This is a genomic window from Crocinitomix algicola (assembly GCF_001661595.2).
GTDB lineage: Bacteria > Bacteroidota > Bacteroidia > Flavobacteriales_D > Crocinitomicaceae > Crocinitomix > Crocinitomix algicola.
In genome coordinates this window covers 142,202-168,120 of sequence record NZ_LYPF02000001.1, presented here as the reverse complement: position 1 = coordinate 168,120, position 25,919 = coordinate 142,202, and the positions used below count along the sequence as shown (strand labels likewise).

Below are 25,919 nucleotides of genomic sequence, written 5' to 3'. Positions count from 1 at the left end.
ATGAAAAAGGTCCTTATCCTTTGCTGTATTAGTTTTAGTCTATTGACCCAAGCACAAAATTTTACGTTAAGCGGTTATATCAAAGACGCCGAGACTAAAGAAGCTTTAATTGCTTCGAGAGTATACAATGATTCTTTAAAAATCGGTGCAATGTCGAATATTTATGGATTCTACAGTGTCACACTACCGGCAGGGAATCATACAATTATGTTCAGTTTTGTAGGAAAGGAACCGCAGAAAAAAATGGTGACTTTAGACCAAGATATAAGTCTCGACATTTATTTAAAAGACGACAAGGAACTTGATGCAGTTGTTGTTACTGGAGAAAAAAAGGAACAGGAAAGCACAGAAATGAGTACGATTAAAATATCAATGGATAAAGTTAAATCTCTACCTGTGCTTTTGGGAGAAAAAGACATTATCAAAACCGCTCAGTTATTACCAGGAATTCAATCTGGGAGTGAAGGCTCAAGCGGGATTTATGTGCGTGGTGGTGGTCCGGACCAAAACTTAATTTTATTGGATGGTGTTCCAATTTACAATGCCAATCATTTATTTGGTTTCTTTTCAGTTTTTAACGCCGATGCCATTAATCAAGTAAAACTTGTTAAAGGTGGATTTCCTGCCGAATATGGTGGTCGAATTTCCTCGGTAATTGACATCCGAATGAATGAAGGTAATATGAATAAACTTCACGGCGAAGGGAGCATTGGCGTAATTTCTTCGAAACTGATGTTGAATGGACCAATCATTAAGGACAAAACATCGTTTATGATTTCAGCCCGAAGGACATATGTTGATATCTTAGCACGACCATTAATAAACATTGCGAACAAACAAAGTGGTGGGAATGAAAAATTAACACTTGGCTATTTCTTTTATGATTTGAATGCAAAAGTCAACCACATCATCAATGCTAAAAACAGAATATATCTGAGTGTTTATGGTGGAGATGACAAGTTTTACTTGAAAGATAAGTTTGACGCGGGAAGCTACATTGACGAAACAAATGCCGGGATGAAATGGGGAAATAAAATAATGGCACTACGTTGGAATCATCAATTTGGTCCTAAGCTTTTTATGAATACGACAATCAATTATAGTCAATACCAATTTAATACAGGCTTTGGAAACAAGAACTATACACCCGCAAACATAGATAATCCAAAAGAACATTTTGAATTTGATTATACATCTGGCATTCACGATTGGGGTGGTAATATGAATTTCTTTTATTACCTAAACCCTAAACATAATATTCAATTTGGAGTTGGAGAAACCTACCATACCTTTAAACCCGGTGTTAACCAACTTCAACTTGGGCAAAGCGGAGCTGAAATAGATACATCCTACGGATCCCAAGTTACTTATGCGCATGAATTTTATGGTTATGTTCAAGATGAAATGAAAATTACCAAACGCTTAAGTGCGAATATTGGGCTTCATTTTTCAAATTTCGTTGTACGTCAGGAATATTATCAAGCATTACAACCTCGTGGTTCTTTTAACTATATGTTAAACGAAAAATCATCGTTAAAACTATCATACGCGCGTACGGCGCAGTTTTTACACCTACTCACTAACACATCCGTTGGTTTACCGACTGATTTATGGTTGCCGGCAACCGATAAAATACTTCCTCAATATGGACATCAAGTCGCTGCAGGTTATACGCGCGAACTTTCTAAAGGGTTTAGAATTAGTACCGAAGGTTATTATAAATTAATGGAAAACTTAATCGAGTATCAAGATGGAGCCAGTTTTTTTGGATCGAACCAAAATTGGGAAAATTTAGTTGAATCAGGTAAAGGGACCAGTTATGGGGCTGAAGTACTTTTAGAGAAAAAAACAGGTAAAACAACGGGATGGATCGGTTACACATTGTCGTGGACCAACCGTCAATTCGAAAACATTAATAATGGTGAGGTTTTCCCATATCGTTACGACCGAAGACATGATATCAGTATAGTGGTCACTCATAAATTTAACGATAAAGTGGACGTAGGTTTAGTGTGGGTATATGGTACAGGAAATGCTGTTACACTTGGAACACAAAAATACAATGCGATAAATCCAAATGAAACTTATGGAACAGGAGGGCAAGAGGTTGTACACATTGAGTCGAGAAATAACTATCGAACTCCTAATTACCACAGATTGGATATGGGTGTTAACATCCACAAACCCAAAAAATGGGGTGAAGCAACTTGGAGTTTTGGATTATATAATGCATACAGCCGTCAAAATCCATTTTATATTGAATATGGATATGTAAAAAATAATCCTAAAAAAGTATTGAAACAAATTAGCCTATTCCCAATAATTCCATCTGTTAGTTACGGATTTAAATTTTAAAAAATGTTCAAGAACTTAATCCCTTTAATCGCGACGTTAGTATTCTTTTCGTGTGAAAAAGAAATTCCGTTTACTGCGGAAGAACAGGACCCAAGAATTGTAGTCAATGGAATTTTTACTGAAGATTCCACTTGGAAACTTCAAATTTCTGAAAGCCGATCAGTTTTATCAAATGATGATTTACCTTATATCGAAAACGCCGATATTACATTAAAAAAAAGCAATGGTGAGGTTTTAGGCGATTTCATTTATCTGTCATATGGCAATTATATTTTAAACACTCCTTTACCTGTGGTGAATGAAATGTATAGTTTAGATGTGAGTGCTCCTGGATTTCCATCTGTAAAAGCTAAGAGCTCAGTTCCTACACCTTTAACAGAAGTCATAATTGACACAGCATACTCTGATTATGATTATAAAATGCAAATTGACCTTTCATTTGATGACGACGGTACAACAGAAGACTATTATGCGGTAATGATTTCAAATGGAAGTTATTATGAATTTGAGGGGGATACAGCACTCTACGAAAATTTTGGTTTTTATACCATCGAACCCTATGTAGTGAACGGTGATAAAGAGTTCGACTCAAACGAAAAATATTCAAATATTTTCTTTTTTGACGATAAAATTCACAATGGCAAAAAAATAACCTTTAGGGGTAAAACTGACTATATGCACCCTTCCTACAGTGAAGGTTTTTATAAAATTACCGTTATAAAATACAGCGAAGAAGTTTATAAATACCTCGTAACATTGGATAAACACCGCAGCGTTAGCGGAAACGTCTTTGCCGAACCAGTTCAGGTTTTTTCAAATATCAGTGATGGTTTTGGAATCTTCGGTGGTCAAACCAAATCCATTCATACCATAATTATTGAGTAAATTTAGTTTTTTAAATTCCAAAATACCTCGCCAAATTCCGCCCAAAAAGCTTCAAGCTTTACAAATTCTGAAAGTAGGAACTTATGTATTTCATCCCAATCATCACGATTATACATATTTATTCCTCTTCGTTCAGAATAAATTCGAGCGATTGTTCGACCATTGGTATGTTCAAACTTTGGTAACCAAACCAAGTTATTGCTAAACCTTTCTTGAAGAATATTTTCAAACTCAGTAAATTGTTCATAAAACAATTCCCGCATACTTTCATCCAAAAATTGAATATCTATACAAAGACGTGCCCCTTCTCGATCGGCCTCCATTCTAAAAAAAAGTGACTTGATTTTAGTATTAAAACTCATCCAAGCCACTTTATTTCCATGCACACCTTTGGTTGCTTCAAATTTTGAATTTAAACTTCCCCAAAACTGTAACTTAATTTCTTTTTCCTCTTCTTTAGAGTACATGCGTATATTTTTTTTGCAAAACTATACTTTTTTGCGCCGCATGGTATAAGAATTTAATTTAATGTAAATACGATTTTAGCATCCACACTGTTTTCTCCTGTTCCGTAATGTATTCGCTCATCAACGCTACAGTACCTTCATCTCCATTTTCCCCAGCCAAGTTTAAAATTTCACGTTGGGATTCAAGCAATAATTTAAAATCATTTAGAATTTGACCCACCATTTCACTGCCATCCGTCAATCCTTTTATTTCTTTAATCTCTGATTTTGCCTGATAGTCTGTAAAACTATGTAATGGAACTCCGTCTAAAGCCAATATTCTTTCCGCAATGTCATCAACTTTAATATTTACATTATTGTAAAGCTCCTCAAATTTTAGGTGCAATTCGAAAAAATTGGATCCTTTAACATTCCAATGAAACCCTCTTAAGTTCATATAGAACTGTTGGTAATTTGAAAGAAGAATATTGAGTTGCTCAACTGTTTTCAATGATTTTTCTATATCTAATCCGATGCTGTTTTTTTTCATAATTCTGTGCTTTAATTTCGTATATGTTCAAAGTTAAAGATTTTACATCTATAAATCAAATTGATATTTTCTATCTGAACATAAATTTTAACTATATTTACTATATGATTAGTTTGATTCAACTGGAATACCTTATAGCTTTAGAAAAACACAAGTCCTTTTCTGTTGCAGCAGAGCATTGTTTTGTTACACAACCAACGCTAAGCATGCAAATCAAAAAACTTGAAAATGACCTGGATGTCACCTTATTTGACCGTGGAAAAAAACCTGTTACCCCCACAGACATTGGAAGTATCATTATTGAACAAGCAAAAAGAGTAATGGCCGAAACCAAACGAATAGAAGAACTTATTCAAATTAATAAAGATACTTTAAGCGGTGAGTTAAGAATTGGTATAATCCCTTCAATTGCTCCATATCTACTCCCAACATTTATTGGTAAATTCGCAAAAAAATACGACGGTATTGACATCCATGTAAAAGAATTACTTACTGATGATATCTTGAAGGCTATCAATGAAGATCAAATTGACGTAGGCATTTTATCGACTCCTCTCCCAGCTAACGGTTTTGTTACTACCCCTTTGTATTATGAAAAAATCCTCCTCTATTGCAACCGAAATCATGACTTTGCCAATCACGATTCCATTGCAATACAACAAATGAAGGACAATAAAATATGGCTGATGAGCAATGGGAACTGTTTTCGTAACCAGGTAATAAACCTTTGCGAACTGCAGGAATCAACCGATCAAACCTCTTTTCATTATGAGAGTGCCTCTATTGAAACTTTAATTAAGCTAGTAGATATTGAAGGGGGAATTACCTTATTACCTGAATTAGCTCTAGGAAACTTAACACCAAAAAAAACCAAACTCGTAAAGCCCTTTGCACAAATTAACCCTGTGCGTGAAGTAAGTTTAATTTCAAACCGAATTTTTGTAAAAAAAAGAATGATTGAAGCCTTAGAAGCCGAAATTAAGAAATCCATTCAACCTGAAATGTTACTCGCTAACCGTGGAGAAATTGTGGAGTGGGCATAATTAACGTTCCGACAAAAGTACCTCCACTTCCCTACTATCTGCTAGCTCCCAACGACCTTCAGTACATTCTATCATATCTTGAATCCGTAACATTTCTGGATATTGCAATGCTTTTACATGTTCAACAACCAACCTTTGCCCGACTTTCTTTAATTCGATAAACTCTCGATTATTTATGATTTTAAACCAAACATTAACCCCTACATACTTCCTATAAATAGGATAATCTAAATTTACCATTCAAAATTTCTTTTTTAATTAAATTTGCACCATGACAAAAGACGAACTATTTGCCATGGGCATGAACAAAGTTAAGGAAAATGACCATTTCGAGGCCATTAAAATCTTTACTCAAGTCCTCAAAATCGACCCGAAAGACGCAAACGCATTGTCTCAACGTGGTATTGCTTATTTAAACATTGAAAAATACGACTTGAGCTTGAAGGACATGAACAACGCCGTAAAATACGACCCTAAATATAGTTTTCGTTACCAAAGTCGCGGCTATTTAAAAACCAGAATGAAAGATCATGAAGGCGCAATTAAAGATTATGAAAAAGCCGTAGAATTAGATCCCACTGACGGTATTGCGTACAACAACCTAGCACTCGCCCAAGAGCAAATGGGATGGGCAAAACAGGCGAAGGCAAATTTTGATAAATCAGACCAGAAAATGGGGCTTAAAACAGCTGAGGAACGTGCAGAGGAGCGAAAAAATGCGCCGATCGAAAATCAAAAGAATACGCAAACTGACCAAAAAATAATTCAAAGTAAAACAGAAATTGCAAAAGCTGTCTTCACCCAAAAAAATGTTTTTAAGGAGTTTTTAAACTTCATAAAAAATGGTTTTAAAATTAAGGAGAATGAATAAGGCAGAAAAAGTAAACTATATTATTGATGAACTTGAAAAACTCTACCCGGTTGTCGAAGTTCCTCTAGATCATAAGGACCCATACACACTTTTAGTTGCTGTTTTATTATCAGCTCAATGTACGGATAAAAGGGTCAATCAAATCACACCTCTCCTCTTTGAAAGGGCCGACAACCCTTTTGACATGGTAAAACTTTCTGTTGAAGAAATTAAAGAGATTATACGACCTTGTGGACTGTCTCCAATGAAGTCAAAAGGAATCTATGGTTTATCCCATATTTTAATTGATAAATACAATGGCGAAGTTCCTAAGGACATGGGTGCATTGGAAGAATTACCAGCGGTTGGCCATAAAACAGCCTCGGTTGTAATGGCGCAAGCTTTTAACATCCCTGCATTTCCAGTAGACACTCATATTCACCGCCTCTTAACACGCTGGGGAATCACAAATGGAAAATCAGTTGTTCAAACCGAAAAAGATGCCAAACGATTGTTTCCAAAAGAATTATGGAACAAATTACATGTCCAAATTATTTATTACGGCAGGGAGTACTCACCTGCTCGCAACCCAAAACTCTCCAAAGATTTTATCACTAAAAATTGTGCAAGTAAAAAAGTTCTAAAAACCTATGCTGATTACGAAGCTTAGTTTCTGGGCGTTCCTCTAAACATCGTATACTCGTTTATCGGCAGGCTTTCCGCACTCGCTTCCATTCGTCTCAGACGGACGAATGGAGAGCTCAAACAATCGCTGCAATCCTTAACGCGAAAATTAGGCAACATTGAATTTTGCTGCTACAAAAGCCGTTGTCCATGCTGCTTGAAAATTATACCCCCCTGTTATGCCATCGACATCTAAAACCTCTCCAGCAAAAAACAAATTAGGAACCACTTTGCTTTCCATGGTCTTGGTATTGATACTTTCCCAGCTTACTCCTCCACAAGTCACAAACTCCTCTTTAAATGTAGTTTTGCCATTAACATCGTATAAATCATTGGTCAAAATAGTCACTATTTTATTTATTCCTTTTTTTCCGAGTTCATTCCACTTTTTATCAGGATTTAGACCTACCCTGTCCAATAAAAACCGCCATAATCTTTCAGGTAAGTAGTAAGGGCGAATGGAAGATAAATGTTTTAAAGAATATTCCTTAACCAATCGTTGCACTTCATCAAACACTACACTATCATTCAATTCATTAACCCAATTTACTTGAACCTTGAATTTATACTTATTTTCACTTAAAATTCTTGCGCCAAAAGCGGACAATTTCAGAATTGATGGACCACTCATTCCCCAATGGGTAATCAATAATGGCCCATCCGATTTTAGCTTCGTACCGGGAATTTTTGTTATCGTTTTTTCCACTACCACTCCCATTAAATCTTTCACCTTTTCCTCAGGCATGTTAAATGTAAATAAAGAGGGCACAGGCTCAACAATTTCATGACCAACTTGCTCCAACCAACTTAAACCAGTACGCTTCGGCGAACCTCCTGTGGCAACAATAATTTTATCAAAAACAGCTACCTCTTCGTCCATAGTTAAACGAATCTTACCATCTTCAATTGGCTCTATACCTTTAACCTTTATACCTGTCTGAATTGTAATACCTAATCGATTTACTTCAGACAAAAAACAGTTAATAACACTTTGAGAATTTTGCGATTCAGGAAAAACACAATTATCATCCTGAACGACAAGAGAAACACCTCGCTCTTCAAACCACTTCATTGTATCTGGGGTTGAAAAAGTTGGAAACAATTTTTTTAATTGCTTTCCTCCTCTTGGATAAGCTTTAACCAATTCAGAAATGCGATGCTCAACATTTGTTACATTGCATCTCCCCCCACCCGAAACCTTTACTTTTGACAAAAATTTATTAGACTTCTCAATAATGACTACGGAAGCATCCGGATGATTATATTTCACATGAATAGCAGAAAAGAATCCTGCGGCCCCTCCACCAATTACAGCAACATCCATCTAAACCGTAGCTAAAATTAACGATTTAAATAAATCACCCGTTGTTATTTGATAACCCCTTTCTGTTAGCTCAAAAATCTCCAATTCCCTGCGCTTTGAATAAGGCTTTGTTCCACTGTGAAGGTCAAAGTTTTCGCGCACAAACTCGGACGTTTTATTCAAGTCAAATTCTTTTAAACTAAAACTTTTATTTTTACTACTTAAAATCACCGTATTCATATCTTCATCTAAACATTGAATACATTGAATGTACTGATCTGTGTGCAACTCTAAAAACTTTACCTTCCGTAAAACACCTTCAAAAATTACATCACTAAATAAATCAACGATTTTTTCGGCTTTATCTGGTTCCTCAGATTTCATTTTCACCCAATCATCAGCAGCTATTCCGTTGACAACCAAATAATCTACAAACTCTTTTTCAAAAGTTTCCAACTCTTCTTTTGTCAGTAACCTATACTTCGCCATTTTATTTTTTTTACAAAGATAAAAACCTTATTTCGACAACCAAAACAGGTTATACCCAATATTCACCTCGCTCTAAAATGTTTAATTAACATCACTATATGAATAGTAATCCTTCTATATGCTAAACAACCAACCAATTATTTCTTATTTTCGTAAACATTCAAAGAAAGAATCATGCTTAAATTCGCTTCACAACTCCTGCTTACAGCCAGCCTTATTTGTTTAATTTCATGTAAGAAAGAAAAAACAATTTGGGACACGGATTGGAGTGCTCCAATAGCTTATGGACATTTAACAATGGCCGATTTCGTTCCTGAAGAAAATTTGATGACGAATGATGAAGGGTATCTCTCATTAATCATTCGTGAATCCGTGCTAGAATTTTCACTAGACACTTTAATCAAAATGCCGGATACAACTATTACGACTAAGACAGCAATCGGAATTCCTTCGATTGAAGTAAGTCCTTCTTTTTCTATGCCTGACAATTATGATCAAGAGTTTGAATTAGGCGACATTGAGCTTAAAAACGTCATCATCGAATCTGGATTTGCTGATGCCAAAATTTCTTCACCTTGGCCAGGAAAAACAAAAGTTGTAGCAAAATTCCCCTTCATCACAAAAGATGGAGAAATCTTACAAAGAACCTACTACCTTGATGCCGGCTCTGTTGACTCACCTTCAAAAGCTGAAGACTTAATTGATATGGCCTACCAATCCATGGATTTAAGGGGTATTGATGAATCAGCATTCAATACCTTGGCAATAGAAATTTTAGTTCAGTCCAATGAAGAATCTGAAACATTTACAATCACCCAGTACGATAGTATTTCCTTTTCTTTCCAATTTAAAGACCTTGTACCCAATTACGCAAGAGGTTATTTTGGTCAATATCATTTCTCTGATACAACAGGGTTCAGTTTAGCACCGTTAAAGAAATTAATGGCCGGCTCGGTAGAACTTGATTCTATAAAATTAAACATCGCAATAAAAAACGGCTTTAACCTTTTAGCGCAAGCAAAAATCTCTAAATTGTCAGGCATTAATACGCGAACGAATAGCTTTTCAGAATTTGATTTTACAGAAAAAAACACACTATTGAACATCAACCCTGCAAGTGGTGGTTATTATGATTTTGAACCATCCAACTACCCCATAAACATTAACAATAGTAACAGTAACATTTTATCGTTTCTGGAAAATTTGAGTGACTCTTTAATAATTGGTTATGAATTAGACATCAATCCTTTCGGAAACATCACCGGTGGCAATGACGAATTCTTCCCTGGATCAAAAATGGAACTCTATCTCGATGGAGAATTCCCTTTAAACTTTGGAGCTAACGATTTAACAATACAAGACACATTTGAAGTAAACGGATTCACAAATACAACTATTGATCCCCAAACCGCCTATGCCACATTGAACTACACCAATGGTTTCCCTTTAGAGGCTGACGCTTCCTTATTCATTTTAAATGAAGACCAAGTAGTGATAGATACCATTTACGCGACCCCACCGCTCCAAGCTGGTATTTTCAACGAAGCAACAATTGTAACCACTCCGAAAGAAGGTTCAGTGAATTTTAATATCACTTCGAATAATATGTCAAATCTTGTAAAAGCAAATAAAATTATCCTCAATGTGAGCTTCAACTCGTATAACAATGAAAAAATCAAAATAAGTGCAGCATCTTATTTAGATTTTAACTTAAAGTCTAATCTCAATTTACGCATCCAACTCTAATGAATAGAAATATTTTATACCTAAGTTTTTTACTCAGTTTAACAGGAGTTACGCAAGAGATTTCACCTGTTATCAACGATACAACATTTGATAAAAATCGTTTACAAATAAGTTCGCAAAACTACTATGGAAGTAATCGGTTGAATAATAATTTTACTGATAAATTTATCTTTGGAGGAACGATAACTCAAGCAATAAAAGATAAGAATTTCAACCGAATGGATCAGAACAATCGACTTGGTGGTGAAGCTAAACAACAAATCGAACATTTCAATCCAAACATTCATCCAATTAAAAATGAGAAATACGGTTTAGTCATTTCAATAGCTGACCATCATTTAGTTTCTGCCAATATACCAACGGATTTATATAAGCTAGCGATGTTTGGGAATGCTGGCTCAATCAATGACACACTAAATTTTTCGTTTGCTCATTTTCAATACCTCCATTATCAAAAATTTGGAATCGGAATTTTTGATAGAACTACACAATCAAGTGTCAAAATTAATTACGTTTCTGGATCAAAAGCAATTGAAGCTAGAATGAATGACACTTGGCTTTATAATGGATCGGACTCACTTATTCTACATGCTCAAGGTGCAGGATATCGAACAGATCGTTTTTATCCCTATTTAGGATTTCAAGGCAGTGGTGTGAGTATTGACTTGAATTACAATTTTTTCTTCGAATCGAAAAAAGGTCGTCGCCAATTCTTAAATCTAAAAGTGAATAATTTAGGTTTTATTGGTTGGAATCAAAATAACCATCAATATACTATAGATTCGACCAGTGTCTACACAGGATTCAATGTAAATGAAATTCTTAATAGACCAGAAGGAGAAACAAAAAAGTATAATTTTATTGATACGTTAGGGATTTATGAGGGAATTGGAAGAAATTTCGCTGCATTACCTATCGAATTCGTATTGCAAAAGTCTCCTATTCGCAACAGTGATCAAAAAATTCAATATACACTAGGGTTTAAAACCATTCTTACGTCAGACTATTTCCCTTATGTTTTTGGAGGCCTTTATTATGAGCCATATGATTTTTTTTCCGCTTCTACTCGTCTAGCTTACGGTGGGTTTGGAGGTCTTCAATGGGGCCTCAACCTTAACTTGTGGACTAAAGGAAATAGTTATTTTTCTTTAGGTACATTTAATATGATTGGCAACCTATCTAAAAAAATTGGTTTTGGAAGAAGCATAAACTTCTCTGCACATTTTAATTTATAATCATGAGAAAAAAAATAAAACATTTGATTATTGTAGTTTTAATGGTAATGGTTACTAATAATTCATTTACACAAAGCACCGTATTTCTAAAGTCATATGGTAATACAGGATATGATTATGGTAGGGATATCAAACAGACTTTAGACACGGGATATATCGCTACCGGTAGTTCAAGTAGTTTTGGTTCGGAAAATGCTGATGTCTTTTTAATGAAAATAGATTCTGTTGGAAATTTTTTATGGTCATATAATTACGGTGGTGAAGGATCTGATTGGGGAGAAGGAATCGTTCTTACGCAAGACTCAGGTTATGCAGTTGCTGGATATACAAACAGTTATGGAGAAGGTGGATTTGATTTTTATTTAATTAAAACAGATATTAATGGCAACCCATTATGGGAAAAAACCTATGGTGGGACTGACTGGGATAAAGCTTATGCCTTGAAAGAAATGCCCGATAGTGGCTTTGTATTAGTCGGTGAGACTTATAGTTATGGCGAAGGAAGTACGGACATTCACATTGTTCGAGTTGATAAAAATGGACTAGAATTGTGGTCTAAAACTTATGGTGGAGAAGGTACTGACTTCGCCACCGATTTATTGATTCATGGTGATTCAATTGTGGTTGTAGGATCAACTGATTCTGAAGGAGCCGGTAATCTTGATGGAATTCTTTTGAAATATGATTTTAACGGAAACCTTGGTTCAAAAATTTTGGCGGGAAAAGAAAATGAAGATATTTTCAATTCAATTAAATTTAGAGAAAATTATTATCTCATAGGTGGAGGTAGAAGCTATAATAACTTTGAAGAATGTGACTGTGGTATGGATTTTTGGGTTTACAAAATTGACACCTCTGATTTACATGTAATTGCAGATACAACTTGGTCAGGTTCTCAGCCTGGGAGAGATATTATAAATGACCTAGCGATTAATAATTTTAATGATATCTACTATGCAGGAACTACAACCAGTTGGGGTTCTGTAGATATAGCTGAAGGGTACACCGATGCATTTGTCAATAAAATACTCTACACTTACTATACTGCTTTTGATTATATTAGGAATTTTGGAGAGCTTGGAAATGATTACATCAAGGCACTTGATTTTTGTTACGATGAGGGTTTAGTAGGTATAGGAACTTCACCTTTTGATGCTCCTGGGGGAAGTAATATAATAATCTTCCGAAATGATGCAGTTAATTCTGCGGGTACATTCTCGATTACAGATTTAGAATACGATGTGATTACTCTTGATCTCAAAAATCAAGAAAAAATAGAAAACCTCACAATATATCCAACTTTAGTAAAAGATGAAATTACAATTACAGGAATTAATGATACATTCGTAATTAGGTTATTGGATTTAAACGGTAAAGTGATCTTCGAAAGTATAAGTTATAATAATCTAACGATAAATACTTCAAATATTTCTTCCGGATATTACATATTAAATATACAAACTAATGGTAAAGTTCAAAATGTAAAAATTTTTAAGGAATAACAAACTTCTTAAAGTTTGAAGTAATATACTATGGCATCACCTTTAAATATAGAGCTATCAATTAATTCATAAGCATCCCCTATTAAACTACTTTTAATTGTGTTATCTCCCAATGTAAATCTCGTATCCATATCTATATAGAAGACAGATTTGTTTAAATCGATATTTTTTAGTTCAATACCATTATAACAAGGATGTATATTATTTAAAAATTTTAATCCCTCCAAGTTATTGTAGTTTGAAAAAAGTGTTCGATCGAAATGATATAAAAATGTATATTGGAAGTATGGAGGAGAGATCACTATACTGCTTTTTTCATTCGACTTATTATGTATCCATTCAACAAGGTTATCTGGGTTTCGATTATTATCCGGGATAAAATCAAAAAAAGTAATTAATGGCAAACAAAGAATAAATAAAAACCTTTTTGACAAAACGTCATTCATTAGATCTTGGCATAATACGACTACTAATATGATTAGTGGAATGTTTGTAAATATTAAATACCTATCTAAAAATACTGGTTCAAATAAGTACGAAAATATGAACATCCCAAAGTAAGAAGAAGCAAACATCAATAAAATATATAAGCGACTTTCCTTTACCAGTGGAATCAAGTTAAACTTAGTTAACCTAAATCTTCTATAAAAAAGCAAAACAACGAATATTAAACAGATTCCTATAAACGAAAATTTCCCGTTCATAAAACGAAGAATATTACCATACAGCTCTGAGAATTCAGGTAAAGGTACCCAAGTCCCATTTGAATTCACATCATTTAATCTTATGAACAGAAGATAGATTCCTGGAATATAACCTACAACCATTAAAAAGACACTCAGAACAAGATCTTTTAAGAGACTTATTTTTAGTTTTCTAATGAAAACAAGTATAACTATAAACTCAGTAAGAATGATTAGTACACTAATGTAATGGGAATACAGTAAGAACAAGTTTCCCAGCATTAAAACATAGATCGACTTTCTTCTTCCTTCAAATATAACGGAGTATAAAGAACTAAGCACTATTGAGTACAAAAAGAAAAGTAAAGAGTAAGTCCTGGCCTCTATGCTGTGATAATGTAAAAAATTTGAAAACACGAAAAATACAACTGTAACTATAGAAGAATTTCTCCCAGCTATTTTTTTTACAAAATTGTATACAACAGGAATAGTTAATAGAGCAAAAACAAGAGATAAACTTCTCACTGCAAATGCGGATATGCCAAATATTTTAATCCAAAAATGTAAGAGAACAAAATGTAATGGAGGATTATTCTCCCCTTTGAACATTTCCAACAAATCACCCAAGTTTTGTTGAGCATAAAATATCGAAAATGGTTCATCAAGAGCAATTGGAAAAGATTCAATCACCAAAACATTAACCAGTAAAAATAAACCAATTAAGGATAATAAGATTATATTATTCCTAACAAATAAACTCATTAAAAATTAGCTATTATTCGACTTGATAATAATTGATAGATCGTTTTTAACTCCTCATCTTGCAGTTGATTGAGGTGTTTTTCAATTGTAGCATTATCTCCGCGTTTAGCTGGACCAGTCATAGCCTCACGCGGGCCGAGTTCGAGGGCCTTTTCTAGTGTTTCTTTAATAAGTGGGTGCAGAAGGCTTATATCTAAACCTGAAGATTTTAATAAGGAATCAGATTCATCCAAAAGCTGTGTTGTGAAGTTACAAGCAAAAACTGCTGCCAGATGAATTTCTCCTCGTTTTTTAGTATTTGCACGATGGGCATTTTCTGAAAGATAATCTTCCGTAAAATTAATAATCCATTGCTCAAATTCTATCGAATTGCCTTCAATTAGAAAGGGAATGGAAGCAATGTCTAAAGCACGTTGTTTGGAAAATGTTTGAAGCGGATACAATACCCCATAATCATTAAAGCCTTCTAATAAATGAATGGATGCTGAACCCGAACTATGAACTACAGGAACTGATTTAGGAAGGTGATTTTTCACACTCGCTATCGCATCATCCTTTACCGTGATGATATTTAAATCTACATTGCGTTCAACATCCTGAATATTATCAACGGCTTTTGCTCCAAATTGTCGTGATAAAACACGGGCATTAATGAAATCCCTCGAAAAAATTGATACTATATCTACACCTCCAGCGAATAGTGCTTTACTTAGATGGGTAGCAACATTACCTGCACCTATAATATTGACTCGAATTGCTTTTTGCATGGTTTGGGTTAAATCTACTTAATAAAATCTATAATCGCTAAAAACAGTCCTAATTTTCATAAATATAAACACGAAAATCTCCTTTAAATTCAGCCGATTTAACAAAAGTACAATTTGCATTTAATTCTTCAAGAATATTATTATTTGGATACAAAAATTTCGCATCAAAATCTATATATATCTTTCGTTTAGAACCAAATCTATTTTCAAGCACTTCAGCCCAATCGTAGACCGCATAGATATTTTCCTTTTCCAAAAATTCTTCAAGATTACTGTATAAATTAAACGATTCGCTATTCCAATGATAAGCCAATTCATAATTATAGTGCGGTGGACAATAATAGACCGTTGTTTGATTCTTAATAAACTCCTCTTTTACGAAGCCTACTAATCGGTCAGGATTACGGTTGATATCTGGAATTAATTTAAAACTTAAAAGAAATGGTATTAAAAATAAAAATACGCTGTACTCTTTTTTCTGCATCGGAAGACAGTTTTTTACAATTATCATCAAAATAAAAATCATTGGAACGGACAAAAACTGAAGATATTTAATCGTGAAAAAAGGTTGATAAATATAGGAAAAGAAGAATATTCCGAAATAACCAAGTAAAAACCAAATAAGAATAAAACGTTCTTTCCAAGATTTAAAATAAAAAGGGTTCGCCTTTTTAAAAAACGCAAAAGAAACGATTAAAAGAAGAGTAGCGTAAAAAGCGAATTCGTTATTGAATATTTTTATCAAATTAATCCAAAGATCCCTCAACAAGGGTAATTCAACCCAAGTTCCTTGTTCGCCCACCGAATTAATTCGATTGTATAAAATATATAATTGCGGATAATAAAGAACAACACTTATAATTAATGTTAAGCAAAAATGTATTAAAACACTTTTATCCAGGTGCTTAACAAACAAAATAAGCATAAGTAACTCAAACCCTAAAACAAGTACGCCTAAATAGTGAACATACAATAAACCAACATTCCACAAACCGAGTTGATAGACAAATCTGGCGTTCTTCTTACGTTCAAGAAGATTGAGAAAGTCATTCAGTATTAAAACAAAAAACAGGGTAAACAAACCATACATTCTCACCTCCACTGCTACATAATGATTGATTCTTAAAAAGATAAAAACTAAAATTGCACTAAAAACAAACTTTTTTGGCAATATTTTTTTTCCAAGCTCGAACATTGCTATTAGAGTGAGAACTCGTATCAAAAGAGAAAATAATCTCAAAGAAAACGGAGCAGTTCCCGCAAATGACATCCATATTTTTAAGAGTACAAAGTGACCTAATGGATTATTACCTTTAGGGATCTCCTCCCATAAAACCTCCCAAGGTTGCTGAGCATGAAAAATAGAAAAGGGTTCATCCAAAGCGATTGGCAAGTATAAAAGGGAAGGAATGCATAGTAAACATTGAACTACAATTAACACTAACAACCCGTAACGATTTAAAAACTGAATCATAACAACAAATAAACTTAATTAAATTTATGTAGTGATAAAAACAGAAGAAGAATCGAACAAAGTCACCCGAATTAAGGGATAGTTGTTACATTTGAAAGAGAAAATTAAACGACTATGCAAGACGTATTTATTATAGACGCCGTTAGAACGGCAGTTGGAAATTTTGGCGGGACCTTATCCCCTATTCGCACTGATGATTTAGGTGCTATTGTAATGAAAGAGCTCATTGCCCGGAATTCAAACTTCGATCCTAAAGAAATAGAGGATGTTATTTTTGGTTGTGCAAATCAAGCTGGTGAAGACAATAGAAATGTTGCTAGAATGAGTTCTTTACTTGCTGGCCTTCCTCACACCATAGGAGGAGAAACAGTTAATCGTTTATGTTCATCTGGAATGGCGTCAACGATTAATGCCTCGAGAGCTATTAAAGATGGAGCTGGAGACATCTATATTTCGGGAGGTGTTGAACATATGACGCGAGGACCTTGGGTGATTTCAAAAGTGTCAAAACCATTCGGTAGAGATGCTGAAATGCACGACTCTTCATTTGGATGGAGATTTATAAATCCCAAAATGCATGAAATGTATGGCACGGATGGTATGGGTGTAACGGCAGAAAATTTAGTTGCACAATACAATATTTCAAGAGAAGATCAAGATCAATTCGCTTTTTGGAGTCAAATGAAAGCCAGTGAAGCACAAAGAAATGGAAGATTGGCTGAAGAAATTGTTCCTGTTGAAATTCCACAGCGCAAAAAGGATCCTATTATTTTCGCAGAGGACGAATTTATTAAACCTAATTCTACATTAGAAATTCTTGGTAAACTTCGACCGGCATTCAAAAAAGAAGGAGGGTCAGTTACTGCGGGAAATGCTTCAGGATTGAATGACGGAGCTGTTGCTTTGTTAATTGCTGGAGAATCAGCTGTACGAAGAAACAATTTTAAACCAATGGCGAGAATAGTATCTGCTGCTGTTGCCGGCGTTGAACCTAGAATTATGGGTATTGGACCTGTATTTGCTTCTGAAAAAGCACTTGAACGCGCTGGTTTGACAATGGACGATATGGATATCATAGAAATAAATGAAGCTTTCGCTGCTCAAGTTCTTGCTTGCACGAGAAAATTAGGAATTGCTGACAATGATCCAAGAATAAATCCTAACGGTGGTGGAATTGCTATCGGACATCCACTCGGAATGACTGGTGGACGTATTTTACAAACGGCAGCAATAGAATTGCAAAAAACAAATAAAAAATATGCTCTTGTGACCATGTGCATTGGCGTTGGTCAAGGTTACGCGACCATAATTGAACGTGTATAATTCAACGATATAGAGGTAGTTTGGATATATTTTAAACATTTTTTAAAAAAAGTGTTATTTCTTTTAGGGGAAAACATGACTTGAATTGTAATAAGTACGAGAATGATCTTTAGTATTGTTTCATGATAAGTCATTTTCAAGATGTTTTTAAATTATTTAGAAAAACCGGGGCAAGCGAGTTCCGGTTTTTTTATGCCTAAAATTTTAGGTTTTACGGAGTAAATTAGATTTTAAGGCACAAAAAAAGGCTGATCTTAAAATCAGCCTTCATTCTATATTAAGTTCTCACTATCTTTTTTCGATTGGAACAAAATCTCTTTTTGTTGAACCAACATATACTTGTCTTGGTCTACCAATTGGATCTCCATTATCCAACATTTCTCTCCATTGAGCAATCCAACCTGGTAATCGTCCTAATGCAAACATTACAGTAAACATTTCGGTTGGAATACCAATTGCCCTATAAATGATTCCAGAATAGAAATCTACATTAGGATACAAACCTCTTTTCACGAAGTACTCATCTTCCAAAGCTACTTTTTCAAGTCGTTTTGCAATATCTAAAGTTGGATCTTCAATTCCCAACTCTCCTAAAATATCATCGCATGCTTTTTTAATAATTGTTGCTCTTGGATCAAAGTTTTTATAAACGCGGTGTCCGAATCCCATTAAACGGAACGGATCATTTTTATCTTTTGCTTTTTCAATCCATTTATCAAGATCTCCTCCATCTTTTTCAATCATTTCAAGCATTTCGATTACTGCTTGATTGGCTCCACCGTGAAGCGGTCCCCATAGTGCTGAAATTCCAGCAGAAATTGAAGCGTATAAATTTGCCTGGGATGACCCTACAATTCGTACAGTTGATGCTGAACAATTTTGCTCATGATCAGCGTGAAGAATTAACAATTTATTTAGCGCTTTAGCAATTACTGGGTTTGGTTCGTAATCTTCAGTTGGCATTCCAAACATCATGTACATGAAGTTCTCAATATATCCTAAATCATTTTTAGGGTACATGAAAGGGTGCCTAACCGCGTTTTTGTAAACCATTGCCGCAAGCGTTGGTAACTTTGCAATTAAACGATTTATCGATAACTCAAAAGCTTCTTTAGATCTATTCGGATTTTGAGACTCTGGATAAAAAGTAGACATTGAGCAAATCATTGAAGCTAAAATTCCCATTGGATGCGCCTGCGCAGGGTATGCCTCAAAAAATCTTTTCATATCCTCATGAACCAAAGTATGGTTATCAATATTCTCTTCGAAATCCTTCAATTGTTCAGCTGTTGGCAATTCACCTTTTAGTATTAAATAAGTTACCTCAAGGAACGATGCCTCTTCTGCCAATTGCTCGATTGGATACCCCCTATATCTTAAAATACCTTTTTCTCCATCTAAAAACGTGATAGCACTTTGGCAAGAACCAGTATTCTTGAACCCTCTATCTAACGTAATATAACCTGTTTCAGACCTTAGTTTTGAGATGTCTAATGCCTTTTCCTGTTCAGAACCAGTTATAATCGGTAATTCAAAAACTTTTCCTTCTAATTCTATTTTTGCTACTTCGCTCATTTTCTGTATTTTAAAATTTCGAGATTGATAATTCCGCCTAAGATAGTCGTTTTTTTCTCATTTAGAGCAGAGAAATAGCACTTTTTTTATGGATTTTTTTACGTTAAATGTTTAAACATATGAAAGGGAGAGAATTATTGTTTCAATAAGGATCAAATCATCGCATATTCTTTGAAAACCTTAATTGCATACATGCAACAAAACAAGTGTTTTCAATTTGAAAACCGATATTTGATAATGCAGTAAATTGCTCTAAACCCATCTCGCCATCCGATCTTTTTCCCTTCTTCATATCCCCTACCATAATAAGAGATACCCACTTCGTAAATTCGAATTGATTTTCGCTTAGCTAATTTTGCAGTTATCTCAGGTTCAATTCCAAAACGATTTTCTTTTATAGTAATCTCTTTTGCAATTGACGATCGAATGAGTTTGTAACAGGTTTCCATATCCGTAAGATTTAAATTCGTCATCATATTGGATAATCCTGTCAAAAATTTATTCCCTTTAGAATGCCAATAAAAAAGAATTCGATGAGGATTTGCTCCAACAAACCGAGACCCATAAACCGCATCTGCATTATCTTTAAAAACCGGCTTTAACAGGAGGTTGTACTCTTCTGGATCGTATTCTAAATCTGCATCTTGAATGATAAGATAATCACCTGTACATTCTTGAATAGCTCGATTTATAGCCGCTCCTTTCCCCCTATTTTTATCTTGATTGAATAATTTAATATCCGTATCTTTTTTACGATTAATGTATTCTTGAATCTTATCATAAGTATCATCAGTTGATCCATCATTAACAATGACAATTTCTTTTTTGATACCATTAATTAGTTCAACATTTACAACTTTATCCAATAATCGGATAATTGTATTTTCCTCATTATAAGCAGGAATTAATACGGAAAGTTTTGTAATCATTATTTCAATTCTTGTGAAAAATATTTTGCAATATACACATCGGCATTTGGATGTCCTAACTCTTTAGCACGAAGTAATGCTTTTTTAGATTCATCTTTATTCTTCAATTCATAATAACCTACTCCCAACAATAACCACGCATCTTTTATTTCTGGTCTTAATTTTACAATTCTATTCAGATCACTTACCGCTGCTTTCCAACTACTTAGACCTGCATAAAGTCTAGCACGCTGCCATAAAATAGTGTAATCATTTTTTTGAATTTTTAAATAATTTGAATAATCACCAAGTGCCGCCATTGTATCTTTCTTTGCTTCATACATCTTCCCTCTATTTCGATAGGCAGATCCTTTTTTATCCTTGTATTCTATTGCTTTGCTATAAGCAAAAATTGAACTATCAATTTCGCCTAAATTCGAATGAGCGGCACCTAAATTCACCCATGCATCCGACCATTTAGGTTTAATTTCTATGGTTTTTCTAAAATCTTGTTTTGCCTTTCTCAACTCTCGTTTTTCAAATTGAGCAATTCCTCTATTGAACCATGCATTATGATTGAGTGAATCGATTTCTATAGCCTTATTAAAGTAGATAAATGCTTCGTTTTTACTTTCCGCTCTAGCCTTTAGAAATGTACCTAGACATATATATGTATCTGAGTGGGTAGAATCTACTTTAGCATAATTCAAAATTGCCTCTTGACCTGCATCCTTTTTAGCAATGTCAATTTTCTCATAAATCACAGCACGAAATCCAGTTGAGTTCCCCACGTAATAAGAGACTCTTACCCATTCAGGATGTTTACTAAAATATTCTGGCTTCACATCTCCACTTAATCGATGAGAATAGTGATTTTCCCACACGCAAATACTTCCAACTTCAGCCGAATCAAGATTTTGCATGGTCACGCCTTTATATTCTTCCGAAAATTTATCTAAATCATTCGCCCAGTAAAACCAAATATGGTTCACATATTTGGTTTTATCCAGAATCAAATCATGTTGAAAAGTATCTGAAATTTTTGTCATCATCGCTCTCTCCTCAGTTAGCTCAGTGTTTGGTGGCTCCGTATAGCTAGTGAACATAATAATTCCAATTGCTACAATTGACATTGGCACGATTGAAGATAGCGTTTTAAATCTACTCCATATAAATAGAATCAAAGTTAAGCCGACAAGAGCCAGAACTAAATAAAGGTTTAGATTGTACTCTGTATCCTCTAGAAGCTTGTGATGATTACGTATTTCAAGAGTAAAATATAATTTAGTGATAATTACAAGTGTAAGAATGGTGAATCCAAAGAGGACATATTTAAGGAGCGCTCTGCGACGTTGCTGTTGGTTTGCTCTTTCCGCTTTCTTTTTAAGCTTTGCAATTTTCGATTCGTATTTGGATTTACTGTTCAAATAAGCTTGTCGTTTTTTTCTATTTAATTGATCAAATTCTTCATCTGACAAAAATTCAAAATGTGGCAGGTCTCCCTTTATTTCTGAAGTTTTAAATTTGACTTTTAGAATGTCCAACCAATAATTAAAACCGTATAATCCTATTACTGCGGCTAAAGCACTCAAAGGGGTTAAGTTTCTCATAAACCCTGCTGCATTACCCATATTTAACTTCCAAGAGAACAATACATATACAAAAAAACCAACTGCGAATTGAAATAAAACAAACCCTTTATGGGTAATTTTAGAAAAAAGCATTTTAAGTAATCCTAGCCCAAAAAAGAAGAAAAATAGTGGACCAACAGCATAAATATAGCGCTGAAAATAATGTCCAAAACTCGTATGCCCATAACGATTTTTCTCATTGTCAGCGCCCACGGTCTTTTCAAAAAGATAGGCAAAATCACCTGTTATAATTCCTCCAGCTAAATTCCATAAGAATAGCGGAATCATCATCACCAGGATATATTTTAATTTTTTCTCTTTCAAGAGCACCCATGCCCAAAAAGGAAAAAGTACGGAGAGCTCTAGTCTTGCTAAAGGAAGCAGGCCCGCCATTAAAGCAAACCAAAACCACTTTTTTTTAACCATAAAATAGTAACCTAAACAAAATATTGCGACCGCCAGAGGTTCTGTTTCAGCATTCCTAGATATCCCAAAAAAATACGTTTGAAATAATAAAAAAGGAACAACCATTGCCGCATTTTGTACTCCTTGTTTTTTTAGGGCTTTATAAAGATAAAAGGTGGATACAGCTGTTATAAGAACCATTAAAATTGGTATCATGAATTTTCCGAATTGCAAGGGTATTGCGAAAATCAATGTAAATAACGGCCTGTTCCATAAACTCACAAAATGAATTGGTTCATTAAAAGCATTTACAGTATTGTAGTACCTTGTTGGACAGTCATCATCCCAGGTGTCAATTGATGCAAATCCATAAATTAAGCTAATTATGAGGTATACCGCTATTGATATCCAGACAAAAGCAGGTGTTAAAAAATTTGATTTATTCATAGGGTTATTGTATTTCTAATTTCCAATACACCTATTGAAAAATTAGGTTGCCTTATTATTCGACATATCTTTTTAACGCATTGATTAGCTGTGAAGATGCATGATAACCAGTTAGAACCCCTCGTTTGATTCCTTTTTTATTAAGAATGACAAAGGAAGGAAACACCATTTTACTTGACAACAAGTTAATTGCCAATTCATTATATGACTTTTTTCCCAAAACTTTCTTTTCATAAAGCACTTCCTTATAAGCAACTGCATCGGTAGTTTCCGGGTTAAATTTTACCGCGTAGAAGTTCTGATCGAGATAATTGATTACATTTTTATCTTTAAATGTGGATGCATCCATTTTTTTGCACCATCCACACCATTCGGTATACATATCAATAAAAATAAAACGTTTTTCATCTTCATTTCGGTCCATGGCTGTTTCAAAATCAAGCCAATCAATATACTCTGCGTCTCCATCTACTCGAATTGTTTCGGTAGTCTCTGTTGGTCGTTCAGTTCCAATGGTCATACTACCACTAGAACTATTTGACTCCTCCTCTATTGGCGCCGGTCCTTGGGCAATTTCATTGTTTGACCCACAACTCACAAATAAAAAAATACTGAGTATGAAACTGTATCTAATTTTATAATAGTTCATTTTTTTTAAAGATTTTCTTCTGTGAATTTCAGCATTTTATTGAATAAATGCAAACGTGTTTTACCTCCATATATCCCATGATTCTTGTTCGGGTAGACAAAAAAATCAAAAGGAACATTTCTATGAATTAAAGCATTAGCAAGCTCCATCGAGTTTTGGACATGCACGTTATCATCTCCGGATCCATGAACAAGTAAAAACGCCCCTTTTAACTTATCCACATGATTAATTGGAGAATTATCATCATATCCATTAGCGTTCTCTTGAGGAGTCCTCATGAAACGTTCTGTATAAATACTATCATACCATCTCCAATTCGTGACAGGCGCAACAGCAATTCCCATTTTAAAAATATCAGCACCCTTTGTCATACACAGCGCGGTCATATATCCTCCGTAACTCCATCCCATTATACCAACTCTGTTTTTATCGACATATTTACAGTTCTGAACCTCTTGAGCAACAGCAATCATATCTTCAGTTTCGAGCTTACCTAGCTGCAAGTATGTTGATTTTTTAAAATCAGCACCTCTATACATCGTTCCTCGTGTGTCTACGGAGATAACGATATAGCCTTTTTGAGCTAATAATTGATGATAATATAAATTACGTCCTGCCCAAGAATCTTCAACCATATTAGACCCTGGTCCATTGTAAATATTAAAATAAACAGGATATTTTTTAGATGCATCAAAATTACTCGGTTTAATAATGAAAGCATTTAAAGAATCCTTTGCCCCTTTAATCTTGATGAACTCTTTAGTTGAAAATCCATATTTTTTTATCTTTTCCTTAAGTATCGCGTTATCCTTCAAAACTGAAATCTCTTTTCCTTTTGAGTTATGCACAGTTATAGTATAAGGTTCATTTGCATTCGAATAGTAATTCATATAGTACTTCATTCCTTCACTAAAAACAGCTTCATTCGTTCCTAAACGCGATGATAATCGTTGCTTTTTACTGCCTTTAAGATTGATTGTGTATAAGGACTTGTACATCGCCCCTTCTTCGGCCGATGTATAGTAAATTCTACCATCATCTTCATTTACCCCTTTTAAATCAACTACGTCCCACTCTCCTTTAGTAATTTGAGTTTCTTTACCATTAAAGTCAATTTTATAGATATGATTAAATCCGTCTTTCTCACTTGTTTTTAATAAGGCCTCTTCGTCTTTTAAGAAATAGAGGGTGTGATCTACTTCTACATATGTCTCACTTTTATCTGTGTAAAATATCTTTCCATCAGCTCCTCCCTTGTCATTCATTGTTGACATCACATAATGCAACTCATTTTGATGTCGATTCATGGTTAAAAAAACCAATTTATCATCATCATTTGTCCATTTTAATCTTGGTACATATTCATAGTCCCCTACTTGAACTTTTGTTGTATTACCAGATTCTAGGCTGTGAATATGTAAGGAGACTTTAGCATTTTTTTCACCCGCTTTCGGGTATTTAAAAGTATAAATTGAAGGATATGTTCCTCCAAAATGATAATCCATGGAAAATTCTGGAACTTCGGTTTCATCAAATTTTAAATAAGCGATTTTTGTTCCTTTTGGCGACCAATGAAATGCTTTTGTCAGTTCGAATTCCTCTTCATACACCCAGTCCGCTGAGCCATTAATAATTCTATTTGGAACCCCATCATGTGTAATTTGTTCAATTTTATTATTATCTAAATTCTTAACATAAATATTGTTTTGAAATACAAACGCTACTTTAGTGCCATCAGGTGAGAAATCTGCAAGCATTTGACGCCCTTCACTATAAAGTTTGGTAACTATACCTTCAGCCATATTTACGATTAGATAATTGGATTTAGAACTCCTTCTGTATATCGATTCTTGTTCGGTTGAAATCAAGAGTTTGGATTCATCAGCACTAAAGCTGTAGTCGTCAATTTCAATATCATGATTATTCCCATCAAAAATTACGTCTATTACTTTACCAAAATCAGTAAAACTATATTTTACAATTTTATTATCTTCTAGCGCAGAATAATGTTCTCCATCATTCATAGAGTTCACCGCGTATACATATTCTGTTGACAATTCATTGCTCGCCCAAATTACTTCGTTCGACAATTCTTTCGTCTGAAGCTGCGCTATCGTGATATTCCCAACTGATAAGATTACACTTAATAAAATTGAAATTCTAATTCCCATCGTTCCTTTGATTTGATTTGCACGAATATATCAAAA

General features: G+C 34.3%; 22 protein-coding genes. 9 read left to right on the top strand and 13 right to left on the bottom strand.

Annotated elements, in window-relative coordinates; all coding sequences use genetic code 11:
* Entirely contained in the window at window positions 1–2,355 is a 2,355-nt protein-coding gene (locus tag A8143_RS00725) for a TonB-dependent receptor (protein WP_070137010.1), read from the top strand.
* A gap of 3 nt (window positions 2,356–2,358) precedes the next feature.
* Complete coding sequence (locus A8143_RS00720) at window positions 2,359–3,240, top strand: DUF4249 domain-containing protein (RefSeq protein WP_070137008.1); 882 nt, start codon at window positions 2,359–2,361, stop codon at window positions 3,238–3,240.
* A gap of 2 nt (window positions 3,241–3,242) precedes the next feature.
* Here the strand turns inward: A8143_RS00720 and A8143_RS00715 are convergent, their stop codons facing one another.
* Both A8143_RS00715 and A8143_RS00710 read right to left on the bottom strand, forming a co-directional pair.
* Complete coding sequence (locus A8143_RS00715) at window positions 3,243–3,707, bottom strand: DUF4268 domain-containing protein (protein WP_070137006.1); 465 nt, start codon at window positions 3,705–3,707, stop codon at window positions 3,243–3,245.
* A gap of 58 nt (window positions 3,708–3,765) precedes the next feature.
* A complete protein-coding gene (locus A8143_RS00710; protein ID WP_070137003.1) occupies window positions 3,766–4,236 on the bottom strand; it encodes a Dps family protein in 471 nt (156 codons plus the stop codon).
* 23 nt (window positions 4,237–4,259) lie between these two features.
* Between A8143_RS00710 and A8143_RS00705 the strand changes: the two genes are divergently transcribed.
* A complete protein-coding gene (locus A8143_RS00705) occupies window positions 4,260–5,279 on the top strand; it encodes a hydrogen peroxide-inducible genes activator (protein ID WP_217494767.1) in 1,020 nt (339 codons plus the stop codon).
* On the opposite strand, the gene A8143_RS00700 is transcribed toward A8143_RS00705, so the two are convergent.
* On the bottom strand, window positions 5,280–5,519 hold the full coding sequence (locus tag A8143_RS00700; RefSeq protein ID WP_070137002.1) for a hypothetical protein: 240 nt from the start codon (window positions 5,517–5,519) through the stop codon (window positions 5,280–5,282).
* A gap of 31 nt (window positions 5,520–5,550) precedes the next feature.
* On the opposite strand from A8143_RS00700, the gene A8143_RS00695 reads away from it, so the two are divergent.
* Both A8143_RS00695 and nth read left to right on the top strand, forming a co-directional pair.
* Window positions 5,551–6,150, top strand: coding sequence for a tetratricopeptide repeat protein (locus A8143_RS00695; protein ID WP_070137000.1), 600 nt, complete (start codon window positions 5,551–5,553; stop codon window positions 6,148–6,150).
* On the top strand, window positions 6,143–6,799 hold the full coding sequence (gene nth, locus A8143_RS00690; protein ID WP_070137393.1) for an endonuclease III: 657 nt from the start codon (window positions 6,143–6,145) through the stop codon (window positions 6,797–6,799). Before A8143_RS00695 ends, nth begins: the two co-directional genes overlap by 8 nt.
* Window positions 6,800–6,922: 123 nt before the next feature.
* Here the strand turns inward: nth and A8143_RS00685 are convergent, their stop codons facing one another.
* Window positions 6,923–8,137: a BaiN/RdsA family NAD(P)/FAD-dependent oxidoreductase gene (locus A8143_RS00685; RefSeq protein ID WP_070136998.1), complete on the bottom strand. Its 1,215-nt coding sequence runs from the start codon at window positions 8,135–8,137 to the stop codon at window positions 6,923–6,925.
* Window positions 8,138–8,605 (bottom strand): DUF6495 family protein, encoded by a 468-nt coding sequence (locus A8143_RS00680; protein WP_070136996.1) that lies wholly within the window; start codon window positions 8,603–8,605, stop codon window positions 8,138–8,140.
* A gap of 174 nt (window positions 8,606–8,779) precedes the next feature.
* On the opposite strand from A8143_RS00680, the gene A8143_RS00675 reads away from it, so the two are divergent.
* Genes A8143_RS00675 through A8143_RS00665 form a run of 3 tightly spaced genes read left to right on the top strand, consistent with a single transcriptional unit; the run spans window position 8,780 to window position 13,088 of the window.
* A complete protein-coding gene (locus A8143_RS00675) occupies window positions 8,780–10,351 on the top strand; it encodes a hypothetical protein (protein ID WP_070136994.1) in 1,572 nt (523 codons plus the stop codon).
* Window positions 10,351–11,586, top strand: coding sequence for a DUF5723 family protein (locus A8143_RS00670; RefSeq protein WP_070136992.1), 1,236 nt, complete (start codon window positions 10,351–10,353; stop codon window positions 11,584–11,586). Before A8143_RS00675 ends, A8143_RS00670 begins: the two co-directional genes overlap by 1 nt.
* 2 nt (window positions 11,587–11,588) lie before the next feature.
* On the top strand, window positions 11,589–13,088 hold the full coding sequence (locus A8143_RS00665) for a T9SS type A sorting domain-containing protein (protein ID WP_070136990.1): 1,500 nt from the start codon (window positions 11,589–11,591) through the stop codon (window positions 13,086–13,088).
* 8 nt (window positions 13,089–13,096) lie between these two features.
* Here A8143_RS00665 and A8143_RS00660 read toward each other — a convergent pair whose 3' ends face one another.
* Genes A8143_RS00660 through A8143_RS00650 form a run of 3 tightly spaced genes read right to left on the bottom strand, consistent with a single transcriptional unit; the run spans window position 13,097 to window position 16,774 of the window.
* Complete coding sequence (locus A8143_RS00660) at window positions 13,097–14,533, bottom strand: glycosyltransferase family 39 protein (RefSeq protein ID WP_070136988.1); 1,437 nt, start codon at window positions 14,531–14,533, stop codon at window positions 13,097–13,099.
* The gene (locus A8143_RS00655; RefSeq protein WP_083261159.1) at window positions 14,533–15,300 is read right to left on the bottom strand and encodes a Rossmann-like and DUF2520 domain-containing protein; all 768 of its coding nucleotides are present in this window, start codon (window positions 15,298–15,300) and stop codon (window positions 14,533–14,535) included. The genes A8143_RS00660 and A8143_RS00655 overlap by 1 nt, the downstream gene beginning before the upstream one ends.
* Before the next feature lie 49 nt (window positions 15,301–15,349).
* Window positions 15,350–16,774: a glycosyltransferase family 39 protein gene (locus A8143_RS00650; RefSeq protein WP_070136986.1), complete on the bottom strand. Its 1,425-nt coding sequence runs from the start codon at window positions 16,772–16,774 to the stop codon at window positions 15,350–15,352.
* Window positions 16,775–16,888: 114 nt separating this feature from the next.
* Between A8143_RS00650 and A8143_RS00645 the strand changes: the two genes are divergently transcribed.
* A complete protein-coding gene (locus A8143_RS00645) occupies window positions 16,889–18,097 on the top strand; it encodes an acetyl-CoA C-acyltransferase (RefSeq protein WP_070136984.1) in 1,209 nt (402 codons plus the stop codon).
* A gap of 288 nt (window positions 18,098–18,385) precedes the next feature.
* Here A8143_RS00645 and A8143_RS00640 read toward each other — a convergent pair whose 3' ends face one another.
* The 5 genes from A8143_RS00640 to A8143_RS00620 all read right to left on the bottom strand — a co-directional run bounded on the left by A8143_RS00640 (window position 18,386) and on the right by A8143_RS00620 (window position 25,883).
* On the bottom strand, window positions 18,386–19,672 hold the full coding sequence (locus A8143_RS00640) for a citrate synthase (protein ID WP_070136982.1): 1,287 nt from the start codon (window positions 19,670–19,672) through the stop codon (window positions 18,386–18,388).
* A 212-nt stretch (window positions 19,673–19,884) separates the two neighbouring features.
* Window positions 19,885–20,601, bottom strand: coding sequence for a glycosyltransferase family 2 protein (locus A8143_RS00635; protein ID WP_070136980.1), 717 nt, complete (start codon window positions 20,599–20,601; stop codon window positions 19,885–19,887).
* Window positions 20,601–23,063 (bottom strand): tetratricopeptide repeat protein, encoded by a 2,463-nt coding sequence (locus A8143_RS00630; protein WP_070136978.1) that lies wholly within the window; start codon window positions 23,061–23,063, stop codon window positions 20,601–20,603. The genes A8143_RS00635 and A8143_RS00630 overlap by 1 nt, the downstream gene beginning before the upstream one ends.
* Before the next feature lie 55 nt (window positions 23,064–23,118).
* Complete coding sequence (locus tag A8143_RS00625) at window positions 23,119–23,712, bottom strand: thioredoxin family protein (RefSeq protein ID WP_070136976.1); 594 nt, start codon at window positions 23,710–23,712, stop codon at window positions 23,119–23,121.
* A gap of 5 nt (window positions 23,713–23,717) precedes the next feature.
* Window positions 23,718–25,883, bottom strand: a complete 2,166-nt coding sequence (locus A8143_RS00620) for a S9 family peptidase (protein WP_070136974.1) — start codon at window positions 25,881–25,883, stop codon at window positions 23,718–23,720.
* Window positions 25,884–25,919: the final 36 nt, after the last annotated feature.

Excerpts from the sequence above, each read along its gene's own strand:
- A8143_RS00650 (WP_070136986.1), bottom strand. The coding sequence starts at position 16,774 with ATGATTCAGTTTTTAAATCGTTACGGGTTGTTAGTGTTAATTGTAGTT.
- A8143_RS00705 (WP_217494767.1), top strand. The coding sequence starts at position 4,260 with ATGTTCAAAGTTAAAGATTTTACATCTATAAATCAAATTGATATTTTC.
- A8143_RS00645 (WP_070136984.1), top strand. The coding sequence starts at position 16,889 with ATGCAAGACGTATTTATTATAGACGCCGTTAGAACGGCAGTTGGAAAT.
- A8143_RS00695 (WP_070137000.1), top strand. The coding sequence starts at position 5,551 with ATGACAAAAGACGAACTATTTGCCATGGGCATGAACAAAGTTAAGGAA.
- A8143_RS00655 (WP_083261159.1), bottom strand. The coding sequence starts at position 15,300 with ATGCAAAAAGCAATTCGAGTCAATATTATAGGTGCAGGTAATGTTGCT.
- A8143_RS00715 (WP_070137006.1), bottom strand. The coding sequence starts at position 3,707 with ATGTACTCTAAAGAAGAGGAAAAAGAAATTAAGTTACAGTTTTGGGGA.
- A8143_RS00670 (WP_070136992.1), top strand. The coding sequence starts at position 10,351 with ATGAATAGAAATATTTTATACCTAAGTTTTTTACTCAGTTTAACAGGA.
- A8143_RS00630 (WP_070136978.1), bottom strand. The coding sequence starts at position 23,063 with ATGAATAAATCAAATTTTTTAACACCTGCTTTTGTCTGGATATCAATA.
- A8143_RS00710 (WP_070137003.1), bottom strand. The coding sequence starts at position 4,236 with ATGAAAAAAAACAGCATCGGATTAGATATAGAAAAATCATTGAAAACA.
- A8143_RS00725 (WP_070137010.1), top strand. The coding sequence starts at position 1 with ATGAAAAAGGTCCTTATCCTTTGCTGTATTAGTTTTAGTCTATTGACC.
- nth (WP_070137393.1), top strand. The coding sequence starts at position 6,143 with ATGAATAAGGCAGAAAAAGTAAACTATATTATTGATGAACTTGAAAAA.
- A8143_RS00720 (WP_070137008.1), top strand. The coding sequence starts at position 2,359 with ATGTTCAAGAACTTAATCCCTTTAATCGCGACGTTAGTATTCTTTTCG.
- A8143_RS00700 (WP_070137002.1), bottom strand. The coding sequence starts at position 5,519 with ATGGTAAATTTAGATTATCCTATTTATAGGAAGTATGTAGGGGTTAAT.
- A8143_RS00635 (WP_070136980.1), bottom strand. The coding sequence starts at position 20,601 with ATGATTACAAAACTTTCCGTATTAATTCCTGCTTATAATGAGGAAAAT.
- A8143_RS00640 (WP_070136982.1), bottom strand. The coding sequence starts at position 19,672 with ATGAGCGAAGTAGCAAAAATAGAATTAGAAGGAAAAGTTTTTGAATTA.
- A8143_RS00675 (WP_070136994.1), top strand. The coding sequence starts at position 8,780 with ATGCTTAAATTCGCTTCACAACTCCTGCTTACAGCCAGCCTTATTTGT.
- A8143_RS00625 (WP_070136976.1), bottom strand. The coding sequence starts at position 23,712 with ATGAACTATTATAAAATTAGATACAGTTTCATACTCAGTATTTTTTTA.
- A8143_RS00620 (WP_070136974.1), bottom strand. The coding sequence starts at position 25,883 with ATGGGAATTAGAATTTCAATTTTATTAAGTGTAATCTTATCAGTTGGG.
- A8143_RS00680 (WP_070136996.1), bottom strand. The coding sequence starts at position 8,605 with ATGGCGAAGTATAGGTTACTGACAAAAGAAGAGTTGGAAACTTTTGAA.
- A8143_RS00660 (WP_070136988.1), bottom strand. The coding sequence starts at position 14,533 with ATGAGTTTATTTGTTAGGAATAATATAATCTTATTATCCTTAATTGGT.
- A8143_RS00685 (WP_070136998.1), bottom strand. The coding sequence starts at position 8,137 with ATGGATGTTGCTGTAATTGGTGGAGGGGCCGCAGGATTCTTTTCTGCT.
- A8143_RS00665 (WP_070136990.1), top strand. The coding sequence starts at position 11,589 with ATGAGAAAAAAAATAAAACATTTGATTATTGTAGTTTTAATGGTAATG.